The 17,559-nt window shown below is 72.4% G+C and carries 20 protein-coding genes; 17 read left to right on the forward strand and 3 right to left on the reverse strand.

Annotated features, from left to right (window positions below):
• Positions 1-59: 59 nt before the first annotated feature.
• Both AC0IW9_RS25990 and AC0IW9_RS25995 read left to right on the forward strand, forming a co-directional pair.
• Positions 60-899 carry a TauD/TfdA dioxygenase family protein gene (locus AC0IW9_RS25990; protein ID WP_471651202.1) on the forward strand — a complete coding sequence of 280 codons (840 nt, stop codon included), beginning with the start codon at positions 60-62 and terminating at the stop codon, positions 897-899.
• Positions 900-1,023: 124 nt separating this feature from the next.
• Positions 1,024-1,734 (forward strand): pirin family protein, encoded by a 711-nt coding sequence (locus AC0IW9_RS25995; RefSeq protein WP_471651203.1) that lies wholly within the window; start codon positions 1,024-1,026, stop codon positions 1,732-1,734.
• 37 nt (positions 1,735-1,771) lie between these two features.
• On the opposite strand, the gene AC0IW9_RS26000 is transcribed toward AC0IW9_RS25995, so the two are convergent.
• Positions 1,772-2,791, reverse strand: coding sequence for an NADP-dependent oxidoreductase (locus AC0IW9_RS26000; RefSeq protein ID WP_471651204.1), 1,020 nt, complete (start codon positions 2,789-2,791; stop codon positions 1,772-1,774).
• A gap of 89 nt (positions 2,792-2,880) precedes the next feature.
• Between AC0IW9_RS26000 and AC0IW9_RS26005 the strand changes: the two genes are divergently transcribed.
• Both AC0IW9_RS26005 and AC0IW9_RS26010 read left to right on the forward strand, forming a co-directional pair.
• A complete protein-coding gene (locus AC0IW9_RS26005) occupies positions 2,881-3,345 on the forward strand; it encodes a DUF427 domain-containing protein (protein ID WP_471651205.1) in 465 nt (154 codons plus the stop codon).
• 111 nt (positions 3,346-3,456) lie between these two features.
• The gene (locus AC0IW9_RS26010) at positions 3,457-3,747 is read left to right on the forward strand and encodes a hypothetical protein (protein WP_471651206.1); all 291 of its coding nucleotides are present in this window, start codon (positions 3,457-3,459) and stop codon (positions 3,745-3,747) included.
• Here the strand turns inward: AC0IW9_RS26010 and AC0IW9_RS26015 are convergent, their stop codons facing one another.
• Positions 3,748-5,787, reverse strand: coding sequence for a 4Fe-4S binding protein (locus AC0IW9_RS26015; RefSeq protein ID WP_471651207.1), 2,040 nt, complete (start codon positions 5,785-5,787; stop codon positions 3,748-3,750).
• Between the two features lie 96 nt (positions 5,788-5,883).
• On the opposite strand from AC0IW9_RS26015, the gene AC0IW9_RS26020 reads away from it, so the two are divergent.
• From AC0IW9_RS26020 to AC0IW9_RS26080, 13 genes are all read left to right on the forward strand, one after another.
• Positions 5,884-6,552, forward strand: a complete 669-nt coding sequence (locus tag AC0IW9_RS26020) for a biotin/lipoate--protein ligase family protein (protein WP_471651208.1) — start codon at positions 5,884-5,886, stop codon at positions 6,550-6,552.
• Positions 6,549-7,091 carry a DUF6505 family protein gene (locus tag AC0IW9_RS26025; RefSeq protein WP_471651209.1) on the forward strand — a complete coding sequence of 181 codons (543 nt, stop codon included), beginning with the start codon at positions 6,549-6,551 and terminating at the stop codon, positions 7,089-7,091. Before AC0IW9_RS26020 ends, AC0IW9_RS26025 begins: the two co-directional genes overlap by 4 nt.
• Positions 7,088-8,116: a DUF6352 family protein gene (locus AC0IW9_RS26030; protein ID WP_471651210.1), complete on the forward strand. Its 1,029-nt coding sequence runs from the start codon at positions 7,088-7,090 to the stop codon at positions 8,114-8,116. Before AC0IW9_RS26025 ends, AC0IW9_RS26030 begins: the two co-directional genes overlap by 4 nt.
• A complete protein-coding gene (locus AC0IW9_RS26035) occupies positions 8,113-8,646 on the forward strand; it encodes a DUF3305 domain-containing protein (protein WP_471651211.1) in 534 nt (177 codons plus the stop codon). Before AC0IW9_RS26030 ends, AC0IW9_RS26035 begins: the two co-directional genes overlap by 4 nt.
• Positions 8,643-9,260, forward strand: coding sequence for a DUF3306 domain-containing protein (locus AC0IW9_RS26040; RefSeq protein ID WP_471651212.1), 618 nt, complete (start codon positions 8,643-8,645; stop codon positions 9,258-9,260). The genes AC0IW9_RS26035 and AC0IW9_RS26040 overlap by 4 nt, the downstream gene beginning before the upstream one ends.
• A gap of 134 nt (positions 9,261-9,394) precedes the next feature.
• On the forward strand, positions 9,395-10,003 hold the full coding sequence (locus AC0IW9_RS26045; protein ID WP_471651213.1) for a TorD/DmsD family molecular chaperone: 609 nt from the start codon (positions 9,395-9,397) through the stop codon (positions 10,001-10,003).
• 22 nt (positions 10,004-10,025) lie between these two features.
• Positions 10,026-10,247 carry a twin-arginine translocation signal domain-containing protein gene (locus AC0IW9_RS26050; RefSeq protein WP_471651214.1) on the forward strand — a complete coding sequence of 74 codons (222 nt, stop codon included), beginning with the start codon at positions 10,026-10,028 and terminating at the stop codon, positions 10,245-10,247.
• Positions 10,248-10,256: 9 nt separating this feature from the next.
• Positions 10,257-13,190 carry a formate dehydrogenase subunit alpha gene (locus AC0IW9_RS26055; RefSeq protein WP_471651215.1) on the forward strand — a complete coding sequence of 978 codons (2,934 nt, stop codon included), beginning with the start codon at positions 10,257-10,259 and terminating at the stop codon, positions 13,188-13,190.
• A 2-nt stretch (positions 13,191-13,192) separates the two neighbouring features.
• The gene (gene fdh3B, locus AC0IW9_RS26060) at positions 13,193-13,789 is read left to right on the forward strand and encodes a formate dehydrogenase FDH3 subunit beta (protein ID WP_471651216.1); all 597 of its coding nucleotides are present in this window, start codon (positions 13,193-13,195) and stop codon (positions 13,787-13,789) included.
• Positions 13,786-14,982, forward strand: coding sequence for a formate dehydrogenase subunit gamma (locus AC0IW9_RS26065; RefSeq protein WP_471651217.1), 1,197 nt, complete (start codon positions 13,786-13,788; stop codon positions 14,980-14,982). Before fdh3B ends, AC0IW9_RS26065 begins: the two co-directional genes overlap by 4 nt.
• Before the next feature lie 10 nt (positions 14,983-14,992).
• Positions 14,993-15,499: a molybdopterin-guanine dinucleotide biosynthesis protein B gene (mobB, locus tag AC0IW9_RS26070; protein WP_471651218.1), complete on the forward strand. Its 507-nt coding sequence runs from the start codon at positions 14,993-14,995 to the stop codon at positions 15,497-15,499.
• Positions 15,500-15,511: 12 nt separating this feature from the next.
• Complete coding sequence (locus AC0IW9_RS26075; protein ID WP_471651219.1) at positions 15,512-16,762, forward strand: molybdopterin molybdotransferase MoeA; 1,251 nt, start codon at positions 15,512-15,514, stop codon at positions 16,760-16,762.
• Between the two features lie 129 nt (positions 16,763-16,891).
• Entirely contained in the window at positions 16,892-17,251 is a 360-nt protein-coding gene (locus AC0IW9_RS26080) for a hypothetical protein (protein WP_471651220.1), read from the forward strand.
• 42 nt (positions 17,252-17,293) lie between these two features.
• On the opposite strand, the gene AC0IW9_RS26085 is transcribed toward AC0IW9_RS26080, so the two are convergent.
• The coding region (locus AC0IW9_RS26085) for an ATP-binding protein (protein WP_471651221.1) at positions 17,294-17,559 on the reverse strand (266 nt) is incomplete at its 5' end.

Here is a 17,559-nt window from a genome sequence, read left to right on the forward strand (position 1 = left end):
GTTGCCGGAGCGGGGCGGGCTGGCTAGCTTCGGCGCCAAGGCGAAGGGGAAATGCGGGAATGGACAACGACCTTGTGGTGCGCCGGCTGGCCGGGGCGGTGGGGGCGGAGGTACTGGGGGTGACCCTGGCGCCGGACCTGCCGGAGGCGATGGTGGCCCGGCTGCGGGCGATCTGGCTGGAGCATGGGGTGCTGGTCTTCCGCGACCAGCAGGCGCTGCACCCGGCGGCGCTGGCCGGCTTCGCCCGCCGCTTCGGGGAGGTGGTGGAGTATCCCTTCATCAAGGGCCTGCCCGAGGCGCCGGAGGTGATCCCGGTGGTCAAGCTGGAGCATGAGACGGCCAATTTCGGCGGGCTCTGGCACAGCGACACGGCCTATCTGGAGCAGCCGCCGATGGCGACCATGCTGATCGCCCGGGAGGTGCCGCCCTATGGCGGGGATACGCTGTTTGCCAGCGGCACCGCGGCCTATGCCGCGCTCTCGCCCGGGCTGCAGCGGCTGCTGGCGCCGCTCAAGGCGGTGAACAGCAGTGCCAAGGCGGATGTCACCAAGACGCGGGAGGACCGGCTGAAGGACGGCGCGCGGGAGGATGCGCGGCCGGTCTACGAGGCGGAGCACCCGGTGGTGCGGGTGCATCCCGAAACCGGGCAGCGCGCGATCTACGTGAACGGCGGGCATACCAGCCGCTTCGCCGGGATGACCGAGGCCGAGAGCAAGCCGCTGCTCGATTTCCTCTTCGCGCATCAGGTGCGGGCGGAGTTCACCTGCCGGATCGGCTGGGCGCCGGGGACGCTGGCGCTCTGGGACAATCGCTGCGTGCTGCACAACCCGGTCAACGACTACCACGGGCACCGGCGGGTGATGCACCGGGTGACCCTGGCGGGGGACAAGCCGGCCTGAGGGCCATTGCCGCGGTGAATGGTGGCGATATCGGCACGTCATGGGACTTCGGGCGGGTGGCGCCCTATCTAGGCTGCCATCCAGCCGGCCCCGTCAGGCCGGCGCCCTTTCCAGGAGCGATCCCATGATCGACGTCCGTCCCTTCGCCAGCCTCGGCGGTGCCAACCATGGCTGGTTGAATGCCAAGCACCATTTCTCCTTCGCCGGCTACCATGATGCCGCCCGCATGAACTGGGGCCGGCTGCGGGTCTGGAACGACGACGAGATCGCCGCCGGCACCGGCTTCGACCCGCATCCGCACCGCGACATGGAGATCATCACCTATGTCCGGGAGGGCGCGATCACCCATCGCGACAACCTGGGCAACGAGGGCCGCACCGAGGCCGGCGACGTCCAGATCATGTCGGCCGGGACCGGGGTGGTGCACAGCGAGTACAACCTGGAGCCGGAGGCGACCCGGATCTTCCAGATCTGGATCATGCCGGACCGCCGCGGCGCCAAGCCGAACTGGGGTGCCAAGGCCTTCCCGAAGGAGCAACGCGAGGCCGGCTTCGAGGTGCTGGCGAGCGGCCGGCCGCAGGACGAGGCGACCGGCGCGCTGCCGCTGAACGTCAATGGCGCGGTGCTGGCGGCGACGCTGAAGGCCGGCCAGACCCTGCGCCAGCCGCTGGCCGAGGGCCGCGCCGCCTATCTGGTGCCGGCCAAGGGACGCGTCACGGTGAATGGCGTGGCGGTCGGTACCCGCGATGGCGTGGGCATCCAGGACGAGGCGGTGATGGAGATCACCGCGGCGGAGGATGCGGAGCTGGTGCTGGTGGAAGTCGCGGCGGAGTAGCCGCGGCGGGCGGGGCGGGTGCCCCGCCCACCGGCCATCAGTCGATCTTCACCACCAGCTTGCCGAAGTTGGCGCCCTTCAGCAGGCCGATGAAGGCGCCGGGCGCATTGCGCAGGCCCTCCACCACATCCTCCCGCCAGGCCATCCGCCCGGCCGCCATGTGGCCGAGCATCTCGGCGCGGAATTGCGGGTAGCGCGGCCAGCCGGTGTCGCTGACGATGAAGCCCTGGATGCGCAGGCGCTTGCGCACCACCGGGCCGAGGTTCGGTCCCGGCGCGCCGCCGAAGGCATCGGCGCCCTGCACCGTGTTGTACTGGGAGACGACGCCGCACATCACCATCCGGCCGTGGTCGCGGAAGCGCGGGAAGACCGCGGCCTGCACCGCGCCGCCGACATTCTCCCAGTAGACGTCGATGCCCTCCGGGCAGGCCTTGTCCAGCTGGGCGTTCAGGTCGCCGGTATGGTCGAGGCAGGCATCGAAGCCGAGCGTCTCGGTGACGAACTCGCATTTCTTGGCGCCGCCGGCGATGCCGATGACCTTGCAGCCGGCGATCTTGCCGAGCTGGCCGACCACCTGGCCGACCGCGCCGGAGGCGGCCGAGACCACCATCGTCTCCCCGGCCTTGGGCGTGCCGATATCGGCGAGGCCGACCCAGGCGGTCAGCCCCGGCATGCCCAGCACGCCGAGGCTGGCCGAGAGCGGCGCCTCCTTGGCATCGATCTTGAACAGCCGCCCGGGCTGGACGCAGGAATAGCGCTGCCAGCCGAAGCCGCCGAGCACGGTATCGCCCGGGGCAAAGCCCTCGACCGTAGAGGCGACGACCTCACCGGCGGTCTGGCCTTCCATGACGGCGCCGAGGGCGACCGGGGCGGAGTAGCTTTTCGCATCCGACATGCGGCCGCGCATGTAGGGGTCGAGCGAGAGATAGTGGGCCTTGACCAGCACCTCGCCGGGCTTGGGCTGGGGGATGGCGGTCTCGACGATCTCGAAATCCTCGGCCACCGGGGCGCCTTCGGGGCGGCGGCGCAGCAGGATCTGCAGGTTGGTCTCGGCCATGGGGGTTCCTCCTCGGGATGGCGGCAACATTGCCCCGCGACCGTTGCGAGGGAAGGGGATGGGGCCAAATCCCTGCACGAGAGGAACCCATGACTGAACATGTCGCCGATTATCCCCGCCCGCCGCGGCTGGAGCCCAGCCCGCGCCGCATCCGCATCATCCTCGGCGGCGAGACCATCGCCGATACCACCGCGGCCTGGCGGGTGCTGGAGACCTTCCATCCGCCGAGCTGGTACCTGCCGCCCGCTGCCTTCGCCCCCGGCGTGCTGCGGCCGGCGGCCGGGCAGAGCTTCTGCGAATGGAAGGGGATGGCGCGCTACTGGACCCTGGCGGCCGGCGGGCAGGTGGAGGAGCGGGTGGCCTGGAGCTATCCGCAGCCGACGCCGGGCTTCGCCGCGATCCGCGACCACGTCGCCGTCTATGCCGGGCGGATGGAGGCCTGCTTCGTCGACGAGGAGCGGGTGGTGCCGCAGCCCGGCGGCTTCTACGGGGGCTGGATCACCAGCGAGCTGATCGGGCCCTTCAAGGGCGGGCCGGGGACCCTGGGCTGGTGAGTGCCGCGGGGCCGGCCCCGCCGGTCCGGTCATCCCGTGCCGCAAGCGTTCGTGATACCGCGTCGCGGCATAAGTGCCGAATGTATCCCGTGTTACGATAATGGGATCATAATGATGCGTATTGCAGTTCTTAGTTTTGCGCTGGCCGCCGCCCTGGTGGGTTGCGCGGAAAGCGGCCCGGCGCCGACCACCGCCACCACCGGGCAGGGCTCGGCGCCGCTGCAGCAGCGTGCCTTCGAGCAGCCGCATAGCGGCAATGCCTCGGCCGGGGCACCGACCATCACCGGCAGCAACGGCCGTGGCGAGCCGGTCATCCAGCGCGGCGGCGTGGCGCCCGGCGATGTCGGCGGCACCAATTCGGCGCCGCGCCCGCTCGGCCTGCGCGGCGACAAGGGGGGCTGATCAGCCCTCCGGCCTGGTCGTCCCGGCGTCGCGCAGCCAGTCCTCGGTGGTGCGGACGGCGGGGCGGCCCGGTCCGGCATAGGGGTCGATGCCATCGAGGGTTGCCGCCGAGGCGCGGCAATCCTCGCACATCTCCAGCACCGCGAGGCGGGCCGGGTCGGCGAACATCCAGTGCCGGCTGCCGGCCAGCTTGGCCTTCACCCGCTCGATCGTGCTGCGGGTGCCGAAGGGCTTGGCGCAGCGGGTGCAGCAGAAGGGCTCCTCCTGCTTCACCACCTGCGGCTGGGCGGCCTCGGGGGCGAAGTTCAGGCGCGGGGCGAGGCTGATCACCCGCTCCGGGCAGGTGGCGACGCAGAGCCCGCACTGGACGCAGGCATCCTCCAGGAAGCGCAGCTGCGGTGTCTCCGGATTGGCCGAGAAGGCGCCGGTCGGGCAGACCATGGTGCAGGCGAGGCAGAGGGTGCAGCCCTCCGCCGCGACCATGGCGGCGCCGAAGGGAGCCAGGGGCGGCATCGGCACGACGGCCGGCGCGGCGGGCCCGGCCGCGGCATGCAGCGCATCGAGCGCCTGGCGCAGCACCTCCCGCGCCGAGCCAAGCGGCAGGAAGCTGGCCGGGGTGCCGCGGCTGCGGAGCGCCAGCGCCGGGGCAAGCGACTCGGCCAGGGTGAAGGGGTCGTCGGTCTCGATGGCGGCGACGGCCGGGGCCGGGCCCTCCAGCGCCAGCCCCTCCAGCAGGGCGGTGGCGTAGCCGAGGTTGCGGAAGACCCCCTCGCTGCCATGGCCGCGGTGGGCGGGGAGAAGCACGCGCACCCCGGCGGCGCCCCAGGCGAAGGCGGCCGCCAGGGTGGCGAGGTCGAGCAGCCCCGTCTCGTTCAGCCGCAGCGGCAGCACCCGGGCGGGCAGGCCCTCGCCGTGCCGGGCCAGGGCCTCGATCAGCGGCTCGCCCTGCGCCGCGTCATGCAGCAGCAGGATGGGGTCGCGGCCGCCGGCCTCGGCATGGCCCAGCAGCAGGGCGCGGAGCCGGGCCAGGGTGGTGGCCGGCGGCGGCAGCGCATAGGTGGCGGCGCCGGTCGGGCAGACCGCGGCGCAGGCGCCGCAGCCGGCGCAGATCTCGGCGCTGATGAGGACCGAGTCCTTGCCCGGCGTGATGGCGCCGGTCGGGCAGAGGTCGAGGCAGCGGGTGCAGCCGGTGCGCCTGTTGCGGCCATGGGCGCAGAGCCCGGCCTCGAAGGTGACGAAGCGCGGCTTGTCGAATTCGCCGACGAGCTGGCCGGCCTCGGCGATCAGCCGCTCGACCGCCGCGGCATCGGCCGGGTCGGCGCGGAGGTAGCCCTGGCGGGTGGCATGCGCCGGAAAGAGCGGCGCGCCGCCGGTCAGGTCCAGGATGAGGTCGCAGCGGCTGGTCGCGCCGTCCCGCGCGGTGCCCCAGGCATAGGCGGCGCGGGAGGCGGGGGAGGCGGCGGCATGGCCATCCACCACCACCTCGAAGGCGCCGAGCCAGCCGGTGGCAATGCGGGCACGGCCGCGGAGGACGGGGAATTCGGCCCGGCCAAGCGGGGTGACGGGCTCCTCGCCGGTCAGCAGCACGGTCAGGTCCAGCCGGTCGGCCAGGCGCTGCGCGACGCCGAGGGCGGTGGCGTCGCGGCCGAGGACCAGGGTGACTCCCTCGCTGGCCAGCGGCACCAGCGGGGTCTCCGGCAGGGGGATGGCGGCGGCGGCGAGCAGCCCGGCCATCTTCGGCCCGGCGGCCGGGCCCTCCTTCGCCCAGCCGGCCTGCTCGCGGAGATTGACGTAGTCGATGCGGCCGGTGGCGCCGGCGGCGGCGGCTTCCTCGGCGAATAGCGGGGCTTCCTGGGTGCAGCCGATCGTCACCGGGCGGCCGGTGGCGACGGCGGCGAGGAAGCGGTCGAGCTGGCTGCGGCAGAGATGCTCGGCGCTGCGCAGCTCGGTGCCCTGCGCCGCGCAGCCGCGGGCGAGCGCCCGGCCATCGAGGATCATGCTGTCCTCGCAGCTGCAGACCAAGGCGATGCGATCGGACATTCGGTGGCGATTCCCGGCGTTGATCCGGCTTTGCGCGCCGGGATCGGGCGCATATATGCCGCGGCCCGCCCCGATGCGAGGCCGTCCCGGAGTTCCATGGCCCATACCCGCCCGCTGTCGTCCCGTCTGCCCGCGCTGCCCAGCGTCTTCACCCCGCATGCCCTGCGGGAGGGCGGCGATGCCATGGCCGAGGCGCTGCGCCGGGTTGGTGAGGGGGCGGGGACGCTTGCCTGGGTCGGCGCCTATGCCCGGGCGGAGGCGGCGGTGGTGCTGGAGCCGGACCGGCCGCTGGGCGGGGCGCGGCTGGCGCTGCTGGTGGCCGCCAATGCGCTGGCGGATGCGCTGGGCGTGCTCGGCCCGCCGGAGGTGCCGCTGGGCTGGCGCTGGCCGGGCATCCTGCTGGTGAATGGCGGGAATTGCGGCCGGCTGCGGCTGGCCAGCCCGGCCGGGTTGGGGGCAGCCTCGGTGCCGGACTGGCTGGTGGTCGGCTTCGAGGTGGCGCTGGCCGCGCCGCCGGGCCGCGAACCCGGTGCCGACCCCGGCCGCACCTGCCTGGAGGAGGAGGGCTTCGCCGGGCTGGACGGTGCCACCCTGATCGCCGGCTGGGCGCGGCAGCTGATGGCCGGGCTGGACCGCTGGGAAGCCGACGGGCCGGGGCGGCCGATGGCAGATTTCCTCGCCCGGCTGGAGGATGCGGCCGGGGCGCGGATCGACCCGGCGACGGGCGAGCTGCTGCGCGGCGCCTGCCGGGTGCCGCTGGCATGAAGCTGCCCCGCACCCTGCGGCTGGATCCCTCGGATCTGGTGGTCTTCCAGCAGGCGGCGCCGGCCGGTGAATGGGCGGTGCCGGGCGGCTTCGCCTTCTGGGACGAGGACCCGGCGGCGCTGGCGGGCAAGCGGCGGCAGGAATTCCGCGCCGGCTTTTTGGCAGTCGGCAGCTTCGGCTGGTCCACCCTGGTGGAGGTGGCCGAGGCGGGCCCGGCCGAGGTCGAGGCGGCGGTGGCGGCGCTGGCGGCGCATATCCGCACCCGTTACGGCGCGCCGGATGCGGTGGCGGCCGAGGCGGCGGCGCGGGAGGAGATCGGCTTCGCCGCCTCCCTGTGCGACCACCCGCCCGGCACCGTGCTGGCGCTGAGCCGGGTGGTGGAGGCGGGCGCGGTGCGGGAGCGCTTCCGCACCCTGCACCGGCGGGAGGCGCCGCATGGCGACTTCGGCGCGCTGCCGGTCTTCGGCATCCTCGAGGTGACCGGCGAGGAGGCGCCCGAGCATCCCGACCTGACGACCCTGGCCGAGGACCGCCCATGACCATGCCCGGTGACTTCTGGCTCTCCTCCGGCCACCACCTGTGTGACCGGGATGCGGCGGGGCGGCTGGTGCCGACGCCGGATCTCTGGCGCGCCTTCCTCGCCCGGCCGGAGCTGGTGCCGCCGGAGGAGGCCTGCGCGGCGGAGCTGGCGCTGCATACCGGGCTGCTGGCGGCGCCGCTGCGGGCGGTGCCGGCGGTCGAGGTGGCGGCGCTGGCCGATGCCGATGCGCGGGAGAACTGGCAGGTCTTCCTCGGCTTCCGCGACCGGGTGCAGGCGGAGCCGACGCTGGAGGCGGCCTGGCTGGCGCTGTTCCGCGGCTCGGTCGCCGGCATCCCGCCGCTGTTCCTGCAGATGCTGACCCATCTGGTCGCCCGGGCCGCGCTGGAGGGGGTGGGCGATCCCTTCACCCTGCGCGCGGCGGAGGCCTTCTTCCGCACCCAGCGGGCGGCGATCCACCCAGGCGCGCTGCTGCTGGCGGATGAGGAATTCCTCGATGCCCGGGCCGGGGACGGCGACCTCGGCGCCATCGGCCGGCTGCTGACCGAGGCCGGGGCGCCGCCGCGCGAGGTGGAGCTGGAGGTGCTGTCCGAGGCCAATGCCCAGGAATACGCCGCGCGGTCCGATGCGCATGACCTGGCGCTCGACATCGCCGAGGGCAGGCCGGGGCAGCATGGGCTGGCGCGGGCGCTCGAGGGTTTCATCGGCCATGTGCTGGGGGAGGCGGTGACGATCCGGCCGGTGCCGGTGATCGACGACCGCAACTGGTCCTGGCATGTCGGCCTGGATGCCGAGGCGACGGCGATCGCCAACGACCTCTGGAAGGGCGCCAAGGTCAAGCAGGCGCGGCTGGCGCGGATCCTCTGGCTCGGCGTGCTGGAATTCGCCGAAAGCTCCCGCGTGCTGCCGCGGGCGGTGGGCAAGCCGGTCTATCTGGCGCTGGCGATGGATGCGGCGCAGCGGGTGCGGCTCAAGCCGCAGAACCTGGTCGGGCTGCCGCTGAAGGCGCGGGGGGAGGCGGTGTGAGCGGGCATCTGGACGTCCCGGGCTCGATCCGCATCCCGGTCGCGGTGCTGGCCGAGCGGCGGCCGGGGGTCACCCAATGGGCCGAATGGTCCTGGCGCGCGGTGGAGGTGCTGGAGCAGGCGCCCGACCTGCCGGCCTGGACGGTGCTGCGGGAGGCAGCGGGGCGGACCCTGTTCCTCGCCGGCCGGGCGGAGGTGCTGTTCTGCCCGACCGATACGCCGAATTACCGCGACAACCTCTCCGCCGCGGCGCCCAGCATCTGGGTGGTGCTGCGGCCGGTGGAGGCCGCGCCCGGCCTGGCCCTGCATGCGGTGACGGTGGATGCCGGGGAGGCGCATCTCTATGCCGATACCGGCCAGGACCTGCTGGAGGCGCTGCCGCTGCCGCCCGGCCTGCGCGCCCGGCTGGAGGTTTTCGTCGCCCGGCACCATGTCGAGCGGATGACGCACAAGCGCCGGCGCGACCGGGCCGACCCGGAGGCGCTGGGCCATCGGCCCGGCGGGCGCCGGGACGGAGAGGACGCCGGATGAGCCGGCGGGAGGAAGGCTTCCTCAGCCGCTGGTCGCGGCGCAAGCGCGGCGAGCTGCCGGAGCCCGAGGCGCCGCCGCCGGCCGTGGTGCCCGAGGTCGAGGCTGCAGTCGAGGCTGGGCGGGAGCCCGCTGCGGCGGCCGCCGAATTCGATCCGGCCAGCCTGCCGCCGGTCGAGAGCCTGACCGGCGCCAGCGATTTCACCGCCTTCCTCCGCCCCGGCGTGCCGGCGCCGCTGCGCCAGGCGGCCCTGCGCCGGGCCTGGACGCTGGACCCGGCGATCCGGGATTTCATCGGCCCGGCGGATTATGCCTGGGATTACAACGCGCCGGATGGGGTGCCGGGCTTCACGCTGCAGCTCGGCGGCGATGTCACCCGGTTGCTGGCCCAGGCGATCGGCGCGCTGGAGGATCTGGCGGTGCCGGAGGAGACGCCGTCCGCGCCTGAGCCGCCGGTCGCGCTCCTCGCGGACCGGCCGGTGGAGCCGGGGCCGGAGGTGGTGCAGGCCTCAAGCGCCCCGACCGGGACCGCTGCGGCGGCGATCGCGCCCGCCGAGGATGCCGCGCCGCCAGCGGCCCCGCCGCCGCGCCGGCATGGGCGTGCCATGCCGGTATGAATCGCCAGGGACGGCCCCATGTCTCGAGGCGATGTGCAGTGCGTGGGACGGATCCCGCTTGCCAGGACGTGGGTGGCTCTGGCACATCTGAGGGTGACTTGTTGATCCGTTTTAATGTCGATAAAGCAACCGTGATGGACCTTGCCGGGACTGCTGCCGTAGTCGCCGCCGCAGCCCGGGATCCGCTGGATGCCGAGCGGGCGCGGCTTTTCGCGCTGCTGGGCCGGCTGGTCTCCGCGCCGCCGGATGCAGCCCTGCTGCGCGGGCTGGCGGGGCTGCAAGGCGATGCCTCGCCGCTCGGCCAGGCCCTGGCCGGCCTCGCCACGGCCGCCGGGCGCGCGGAGGCCGATGCGGTGGCCGGGGAGTATTTCGCGCTGTTCATCGGCGTCGGGCGGGGGGAGCTGTTGCCCTATGCCTCCTACTACCTGACCGGCTTCCTGCATGAGCGGCCGCTGGCCGAGCTGCGCGGCACCCTGGCCCGGCTCGGCATTGCCCGGGCCGCCGGGGTGGCGGAGCCGGAGGACCACCTCGGCTTCTGCTGCGAGGTGATGGCCGGGCTGCTGGAGGGGCGCTTCGCCGGGCAGCCGGCGGAGGATTTCTTCGCCCGGCACCTGGCGCCCTGGGCCGGGCGCTGCTTCGCCGACATGGCGAAAGCCGAGGCGGCTGTCTTCTACCGGGCGGTGGGCGCGCTGGGCCGCACCGCCATCGAGATCGAACAGGCTGCCGCGGCTTTGCCGGCATGACCATACGAGGGAGGAACAGCCGATGACCGAAAAGACGGGTGCCGAACGGCGAGGCTTCCTCCGGGCCCTGGGGCTGGGCACCGCGGCGGCGGCGAGCGCGGTCGCGCCGGCCGTGGCGCAGCGGGCCGATGCCGTGCCCGCCGGGCAGGCCGCGAAGGAGAACGAGGCCCAGCGCCTCGCCGCGCGCTACCAGGACAGCGCGCATGTGAAGACCTTCTACCGCACCAACGGCTACGAGACGTAAGGCCCCGCCATGCTCATCAAGCGCACCGATGGCCGGGCCGCCAGGCAGCGTCTCGCCACCGCCTATCAGGGTCTCTCCGGCGGCGGGCTCGACCGCCGCAGCTTCCTCCGCCAGGCCGGGCTCGGCGGGGCCGGACTGGCCGCGCTCGGCAGCCTCGGCGCCGGCCGGGCCGAGGCGCAGACCCATGCGGCGCCGGACATGGCGAACCGCACTGCGCCGCTGACGCGGATCAAGAATGTCTGCACCCATTGCTCGGTCGGCTGCACCGTGACCGCCGAGGTGCGCAACGGCACCTGGGTGGGGCAGGAGCCGAGCTACGACAGCCCGATCAACCGCGGCACGCATTGCGCCAAGGGCGCCTCCGTGCGCGAGCTGGTGCATGGCGACCGGCGGCTGAAATACCCGATGAAGCTGGTCGGCGGACAGTGGCAGCGGATCGGCTGGGATACCGCGATCTCCGAGATCTCCGCCAAGCTGCTGGACCTGCGGCAGAAGGCCGGGCCGGACAGCGTCTTCTGGCTGGGATCGGCGAAGTTCACCAACGAGGCGGCCTATCTGTACCGCAAGCTGGGCGCCTTCTGGGGCACCAATTCGGTCGATCACCAGGCCCGCATCTGCCACAGCACCACCGTCGCCGGCGTGGCCAATACCTGGGGCTATGGCGCCCAGACCAACAGCTACAACGACATCCGCAATGCCAAGACCATGATCATCATGGGCGGCAACCCGGCGGAGGCGCATCCGGTCTCCTTGCAGCACGTGCTGACCGGCAAGGAGCTGAACCGCGCCAACCTGATCGTCATCGACCCGCGCTTCACCCGCACCGCCGCGCATGCGACCGAATACGTGCGGCTGCGCCCGGGCACCGATATCCCGATCATCTGGGGCCTGCTCTGGCACATCTTCGAGAATGGCTGGGAGGACAAGCAGTTCATCGCCCAGCGCGTCCATGGCATGGAGGAGATCCGCGCCGAGGTCGCCAAGTGGAACCCGGATGAGGTGCAGCGCGTCGCCGGCGTGCCGGGCGACCAGCTCAAGCGCGTGGCGCAGATGTTCGCCACGCAGAAGCCGAGCACGCTGATCTGGTGCATGGGCGCGACGCAGAAGACCGTCGGCACCGCCAATGTGCGGGCCTATTCCATCCTGCTGCTGGCCACCGGCAATGTCGGCGCGACCGGGACGGGGGCCAATATCTTCCGCGGCCATACCAACGTGCAGGGCGCGACCGACCTCGGCCTCGATGTCACCTCGCTGCCGGGCTACTACGGCCTCGACGAGAATGCCTGGCGCCACTGGGGCCGGGTCTGGGGCGTCGGCTACGACTGGCTGCTGGGCCGCTTCGGCAGCAAGGCGCTGATGGAGATGCCGGGCATCCCGACCACGCGCTGGTTCGACGCGACCCTGATGCCGGGCGAGCTGGAGAAGACCGCGGCGGATGGCGAGGCCTATGTCGCCCAGCCGCATAGCCTGAAGGCGATGATGGTCTTCGGCCATGGCGGCAATACCGTCACCCGCATCCCGGAATCGCTGAAGGGCCTGGAGAAGCTGGAGCTGCTGGTCGTCGCCGATCCGCATCCGACCACCTTCAGCCAGATCTCCGGCCGCAAGGACGGCACCTACCTGCTGCCGATCTGCACCAGCTTCGAGATGGACGGCAGCCGCACCGCCTCCAACCGCTCCCTGCAATGGGGCCACAAGATCGTCGAGCCGATCTTCGAGAGCCGCAACGACTACGACGTCATCCATGCGCTGGCGCAGAAGCTCGGCTTCGGCGCCGAGATGTTCCGGACGATCGAGGTCAAGGACGGCCGTGTCTCGGCCGAGAGCATCCTGCGGGAGATGAACAAGGGGCTCTGGAGCATCGGCTATACCGGGCAATCGCCGGAACGCCTGAAGCTGCACATGGAGCACCAGGACAAGTTCGACCTGGTGACCCTGCGCGGCAAGCCCGGCACGCCGGTGGAGCACGACACCTATGGCCTGCCCTGGCCCTGCTGGGGCACGCCCGAGATCAAGCATCCCGGCACCCATATCCTGTACAACACCAACCTCCACGTGAAGGACGGCGGCGGCACCTTCCGCGCCCGCTTCGGCGTCGAGCGCAACGGCCAGACCTTGCTCGCCGAGGGCAGCTGGTCCAAGGGCTCGGAGATCCAGGACGGCTACCCGGAATTCACCGTGGCGATGCTGAAGCGGCTCGGCTGGTTCGACGACCTGACGGCCGCCGAGAAATCCAGCATCGAGACGCATTTCGGCGCCAACATCGACCGCGCCGCCTGGTCCACCGACCTCTCGGGCGGCATCATCCGGGTCGCGCTGGAGCATGGCTGCTCGCCCTTCGGCAATGCCAAGGCCCGGGCCGTCGCCTGGAACCTGCCGGATCCGGTGCCGGTGCACCGGGAGCCGATCTATACCGTCCGGCCCGACCTGATGGCCAAGTACCCGACCCTGCCGGACCGCCGCGGCTTCCGCATGCCGCACCTGGGGCAGAGCATCCAGGCGCGCAGCACCACGGTGGTGCGCGACTTCCCCATCGTGCTGACCTCCGGCCGCCTCGTGGAATACGAGGGCGGCGGCGAGGAGACGCGCTCCAACAAGTGGCTGGCCGAGCTGCAGCAGGAGATGTTCGTCGAGATCAACCCGGCCGATGCCGCCGATCGCGGCGTGCGCGACGGCGGCTGGGTCTGGGTCGCCGGACCGGAGAACGGCGCGCGGATCAAGGTGAAGGCGCTGGTGACCGACCGCGTCGGCCGCGGCGTCGCCTTCATGCCCTTCCACTTCGGCGGCTTCTACCAGGGCGAGGACCGGCGCGGCTTCTACCCGCCGGGGACGGACCCGATCGTGCTCGGCGAGAGCGTCAATACCATCACCACCTATGGCTATGACCCGGTGACCTTCATGCAGGAAACCAAGGTCACGCTCTGCCAGATCCGGAGTGCTTGATCATGGCGCGAATGAAATTCCTCTGTGACAGCGACCGCTGCATCGAGTGCAACGCCTGCGTCACCGCCTGCAAGAACGAGCATGAGGTGCCCTGGGGCATCAACCGGCGCCGCGTCGTCACCATCAACGACGGCAAGCCGGGCGAGCGCTCCATCTCCATGGCCTGCATGCATTGCACCGACGCGCCCTGCGCCGCGGTCTGCCCGGTGAGCTGCTTCTACACCACGGCGGACGCCATCGTGCTGCACGACAAGGATCTCTGCATCGGCTGCGGCTACTGCTTCTACGCCTGCCCCTTCGGCGCGCCGCAGTATCCGCGGGTCGGCAATTTCGGTGGCCGCGGCAAGATGGACAAGTGCACCTACTGCGCCGGCGGGCCGCAGCAGGACAACAGCCCCGCCGAATACCTGCAGTACGGCGCCAACCGCATCGCCGAGGGCAAGCTGCCGCTCTGCGCCGAGATGTGCTCGACCAAGGCGCTGCTGGCCGGCGACGGCGACATCATCGCCGGCATCTACAAGGAACGGGTGCAGAAGCGCGGCTATGGCTCCGGCGCCTGGGGCTGGCGGACCGCCTACAAGGAGGTGCTGCCGGCATGATGCGCTTCCTCGCCGGGGCGGCGCTCGCCCTTTCGCTGGCCGCCGGCGGCGCCTCGGCCCAGACCGCGAACCAGTCCTCCAGCGTGGCGCCCTCGGGCGGCGCGCCCGAGGTGCAGGCGCCGGTGCCCGAGGTCGGCAGCGGCCGTGGCGGCGTCGGCGGCGGCCAGGTGCCGAATACCACCGAGCCGAGCCGGCCGACCGGTACGCCGGCCGCGCCGCAGGCCAGCGTGGCGCCGACGCCGGTCAGCCCCATCGTCGCGCCGCCGCCGCTCGGCGACTTTGGCCAGCAGGATGCGGCGGAGATGGAGCTGCGCGCGGCGCTGCGCGGCGAGCGCATCTCCGGCCGGATCAGCATCCCCAATGCGACGGCGGCGAACCTGATCCAGCCGGAGGGCCGCGAATGGCGCGCCTTCCACAACCGGACCCTGACCTGGGTCGCCGCCATCGCCGTGCTCGGCATGCTGGGGGCGCTGGGCCTGTTCTTCCTCATCCGCGGGCGCATCCGCCTGGGCGAGGGTCTGGCCGGCTTCACCCTGGTGCGGTTCCACATCGTCGAGCGGGTGAACCACTGGATGGTGGCGACCTGCTTCATCATCCTCGGCCTGTCCGGGCTGAACCTGACCTTCGGCCGCTACCTGCTGCTGCCGCTGATCGGGCCGGAAGGCTTCACCGCGGTCAGCCAGGCCGGCAAGATCGCCCACAACTTCCTGGCCTTCCCCTTCACCGCCGGGCTGGTGGTGATGCTGCTGCTCTGGGTGCGGGACAATATCCCGAACAAGCTGGATCTCGCCTGGATCAAGGCCGGCGGCGGCTTCATCGGCCGCGGCCATCCGAAGGCCGAGCGGTTCAATGCCGGGCAGAAGATGGTATTCTGGATCACCGTGCTGGGGGGTGGGCTGGTCGCCGCCTCCGGCTATGTGCTGATATTCCCCTTCGCCGTCACCGATATCGAGGGCCAGCAATGGGCGCATATGGTCCATGGCGTGCTGTCGGTGCTGATGGTGGCGGCCATGCTGGCGCATATCTACATCGGCTCGCTCGGCATGGAGGGCGCCTTCGATGCCATGGGCACCGGCCGCGTCGACTACAACTGGGCCAAGGAGCATCACGCGCTGTGGGTGGAGCAGGAACTGGCCAAGGCGCGGGAGGTGGCGGGGTCGCCGCCTGGCATCAAGGCGGCCGGGGCCGACTGAAGGCCGCATCATGCGGATGATCGGCCTCGCCGGCTGGAGCGGGGCCGGGAAGACGACCCTGCTCGCCAAGCTCATCCCCGAGCTGACCGCGCGGGGGGTGGGGGTTTCCACCATCAAGCACGCGCATCATCGCTTCGACGTGGACACGCCCGGCAAGGACAGCTGGATCCACCGGGAGGCGGGGGCGCGGCAGGTCCTGGTCTCCTCCGCCAATCGCTGGGCGCTGATGTCGGAGCTGCGGGGCGCGCCGGAGCCGGAGCTGCGGGAGCTGCTGGGACAGCTCTCGCCGGTCGACCTCGTGCTGGTCGAGGGTTTCAAGCGCGACCGGCACCCGAAGATCGAGGTCCACCGGGCGGCCAATGGCAAGCCCTGGATCCATCCGGAGGACCCGGCCATCGTCGCCATCGCCGCCGATGCCGCGCCCCCCGGCCCATCCTTGCCCTGGGCGGCACTGGACGATACGCGGGCGATCGCCGATCTCGTGCTGCGGCACGCGGTGGATGCGGCGGCCTGGTAGGACACGCCGCGCATGGCCCAGCTTTCCGACGACTGCTTCGCCTTCGGTGGCCCGCTGCTCTCGGTGGAGGCGGCCGAGGCGCTGATCGCCAGCCGGGTGCCGCCGCTCGGCGGGGAGGAGAGCCTGCCGCTGCTGGCCACGCTCGGCCGGGTGCTGGCGCGGGACGTCGTCGCCCCGGGGCCGCTGCCGCCCTTCTTCAATGCCGCGGTGGACGGCTATGCCTTCCGCCATGCCGACCTGACCGCCGGGGCGCGCAGCTTCCTCGGCCATGACGGGCGGGTCGCCGCCGGCCATGCGGCGGCGCATCCGCTGCGGCCCGGCACCGCCAGCCGCATCTTCACCGGCGCGCCCATGCCGCCCGGCGCCGATACCGTGGTGATGCAGGAGGATGCGGCGGCGGAGGAGGCCGGGCTCTGGGTGCCGCCCGGCCTCAAGCCCGGGGCCAATGCGCGGCCGGCCGGGGAGGATGTGGCCCAGGGCGCGCGCGCGCTGCCCGCCGGGCGCCGGCTGCGGGCGCCCGAGATCGGGCTGGCGGCGGCGCTCGGCCTCGATGCCCTGCCGGTGGCACCGAGGGTGCGGGTCGGCGTCTTCTCGACCGGGGATGAGCTGGCCTCGCCGGGGCGGCCGCTGCGGCCGGCGCAGACCTATGACAGCAACCGCTTCTCCCTGCTGGCGCTGCTGGCGCGGCTGCCGGTCGAGGCGGTCGACCTCGGCATCCTGCCGGATGACGCGGCGGCGACTGCGGCGGCGTTGCGCAGGGCGGCCGGCAGCCACGACCTGCTGCTGACCTCGGGTGGCGTTTCCACCGGGGAGGAGGACCATGTGCGCGCCGCCATCGAGCAGGGTGGGCGGCTGGTCTTCTGGCGGCTGGCGGTGAAGCCGGGGCGGCCGGCGGCGATGGGCGTGGTCGCGGGCACGCCGGTGGTCGGGCTGCCGGGCAATCCAGTGGCGGCGATCGTCACCTTCCTGCATCTGGCGCGGCCGCTGGTGCTGCGCCTGGCCGGCGCCGCGCCGGAGCCCCTGCCGCGCTTCCCGGCACGGTCCGGCTTCAGCTACCGCAAGAAGGCGGGGCGGCGGGAATACGTGCGGGTGCGGCTCGGGCCCGAGGCGCCGCTGCCGGTCGCCAGCAAATTCGGCCGGGAGGGGGCAGGGCTGCTGACCTCGCTGACCGAGAGCGAGGCCTTCGTCGAATTGCCCGAGGATGTGCTGGAGGTGGCGCCGGGCGACATGCTGCGGGTGCTGCCCTTCGCCGCCCTGTTCTGATGCGGCGTGAATCCCCCGTTAAAACAACAGTCTAGACCATGGCGGGCGCTTTTCTCGGCGCCGGACCTGGGCTAGAAGCCCGAGGCAGTGGCGGGCCGGCGAGTCGCACCCGCCGATAGGAAGCGCAGATTGGCCAAACGGGCACAGGCATCGAAATCCGCCGCGCCGAAGCCCAAGGCGGCCGGCAAGGCCGCCATGGCGCGCATCGCCGATCTCGTCGGCCGCGGTGCCGCGCCCTCCCGCATGCAGCGGGAGGTGGAGGCGATCGTCGCCGGCCTGCTGGAAGGCGGCGAGGAGACGCGCGATGCGGCCCGCCAGGTGATCGAGGAATTGCGCGACGACATGCTGGCCGGCGTCGCCGATACCGCGGCGATGCTGGAGGATATCGAGCATCCGGATGCCGCCTCGGTCCGCAATGCGGACAAGACCCTGGCGGCGATGCGGGCCGCGGCGGATGCGCTGGTCGAGGCCCATGCCGGCCTGGGCTGAGGGGCGGGCCTGAGGCGCCGGCCTGAGGGTAAGCTGACCCGCTCAGACCGGCAGCCGCAGCCGCGCCCGCAGCCCGCCCAGCGGGCTTTCCTCCAGCACGATATCCCCGCCATGCGCCCGCACGATATCGCGGGCGATCGCCAGCCCGAGCCCGGTGCCATCCGGGGAGCCGCTGCTGAAGGGGCGGAAGGCATCCTCGCGGTCCCCGGCCGGGATGCCCGGCCCGTCGTCGTCGACCGTCACCTGCGCCCAGAGCGAGTCGCCCGCGCCATCGCCCCTTGCATCCCCCCCCGCGCCGCCCCCAGTGC

Source organism: Belnapia sp. AC561, from assembly GCF_979252845.1.

What these genes read in the sequence shown, in the direction of transcription:
- AC0IW9_RS25990 (WP_471651202.1), top strand. Translation starts at nt 60, where the DNA reads ATGGACAACGACCTTGTGGTGCGCCGGCTGGCCGGGGCGGTGGGGGCG.
- AC0IW9_RS25995 (WP_471651203.1), top strand. Translation starts at nt 1,024, where the DNA reads ATGATCGACGTCCGTCCCTTCGCCAGCCTCGGCGGTGCCAACCATGGC.
- AC0IW9_RS26000 (WP_471651204.1), bottom strand. Translation starts at nt 2,791, where the DNA reads ATGGCCGAGACCAACCTGCAGATCCTGCTGCGCCGCCGCCCCGAAGGC.
- AC0IW9_RS26005 (WP_471651205.1), top strand. Translation starts at nt 2,881, where the DNA reads ATGACTGAACATGTCGCCGATTATCCCCGCCCGCCGCGGCTGGAGCCC.
- AC0IW9_RS26010 (WP_471651206.1), top strand. Translation starts at nt 3,457, where the DNA reads ATGATGCGTATTGCAGTTCTTAGTTTTGCGCTGGCCGCCGCCCTGGTG.
- AC0IW9_RS26015 (WP_471651207.1), bottom strand. Translation starts at nt 5,787, where the DNA reads ATGTCCGATCGCATCGCCTTGGTCTGCAGCTGCGAGGACAGCATGATC.
- AC0IW9_RS26020 (WP_471651208.1), top strand. Translation starts at nt 5,884, where the DNA reads ATGGCCCATACCCGCCCGCTGTCGTCCCGTCTGCCCGCGCTGCCCAGC.
- AC0IW9_RS26025 (WP_471651209.1), top strand. Translation starts at nt 6,549, where the DNA reads ATGAAGCTGCCCCGCACCCTGCGGCTGGATCCCTCGGATCTGGTGGTC.
- AC0IW9_RS26030 (WP_471651210.1), top strand. Translation starts at nt 7,088, where the DNA reads ATGACCATGCCCGGTGACTTCTGGCTCTCCTCCGGCCACCACCTGTGT.
- AC0IW9_RS26040 (WP_471651212.1), top strand. Translation starts at nt 8,643, where the DNA reads ATGAGCCGGCGGGAGGAAGGCTTCCTCAGCCGCTGGTCGCGGCGCAAG.
- AC0IW9_RS26045 (WP_471651213.1), top strand. Translation starts at nt 9,395, where the DNA reads ATGGACCTTGCCGGGACTGCTGCCGTAGTCGCCGCCGCAGCCCGGGAT.
- AC0IW9_RS26050 (WP_471651214.1), top strand. Translation starts at nt 10,026, where the DNA reads ATGACCGAAAAGACGGGTGCCGAACGGCGAGGCTTCCTCCGGGCCCTG.
- AC0IW9_RS26055 (WP_471651215.1), top strand. Translation starts at nt 10,257, where the DNA reads ATGCTCATCAAGCGCACCGATGGCCGGGCCGCCAGGCAGCGTCTCGCC.
- fdh3B (WP_471651216.1), top strand. Translation starts at nt 13,193, where the DNA reads ATGGCGCGAATGAAATTCCTCTGTGACAGCGACCGCTGCATCGAGTGC.
- AC0IW9_RS26065 (WP_471651217.1), top strand. Translation starts at nt 13,786, where the DNA reads ATGATGCGCTTCCTCGCCGGGGCGGCGCTCGCCCTTTCGCTGGCCGCC.
- mobB (WP_471651218.1), top strand. Translation starts at nt 14,993, where the DNA reads ATGCGGATGATCGGCCTCGCCGGCTGGAGCGGGGCCGGGAAGACGACC.
- AC0IW9_RS26075 (WP_471651219.1), top strand. Translation starts at nt 15,512, where the DNA reads ATGGCCCAGCTTTCCGACGACTGCTTCGCCTTCGGTGGCCCGCTGCTC.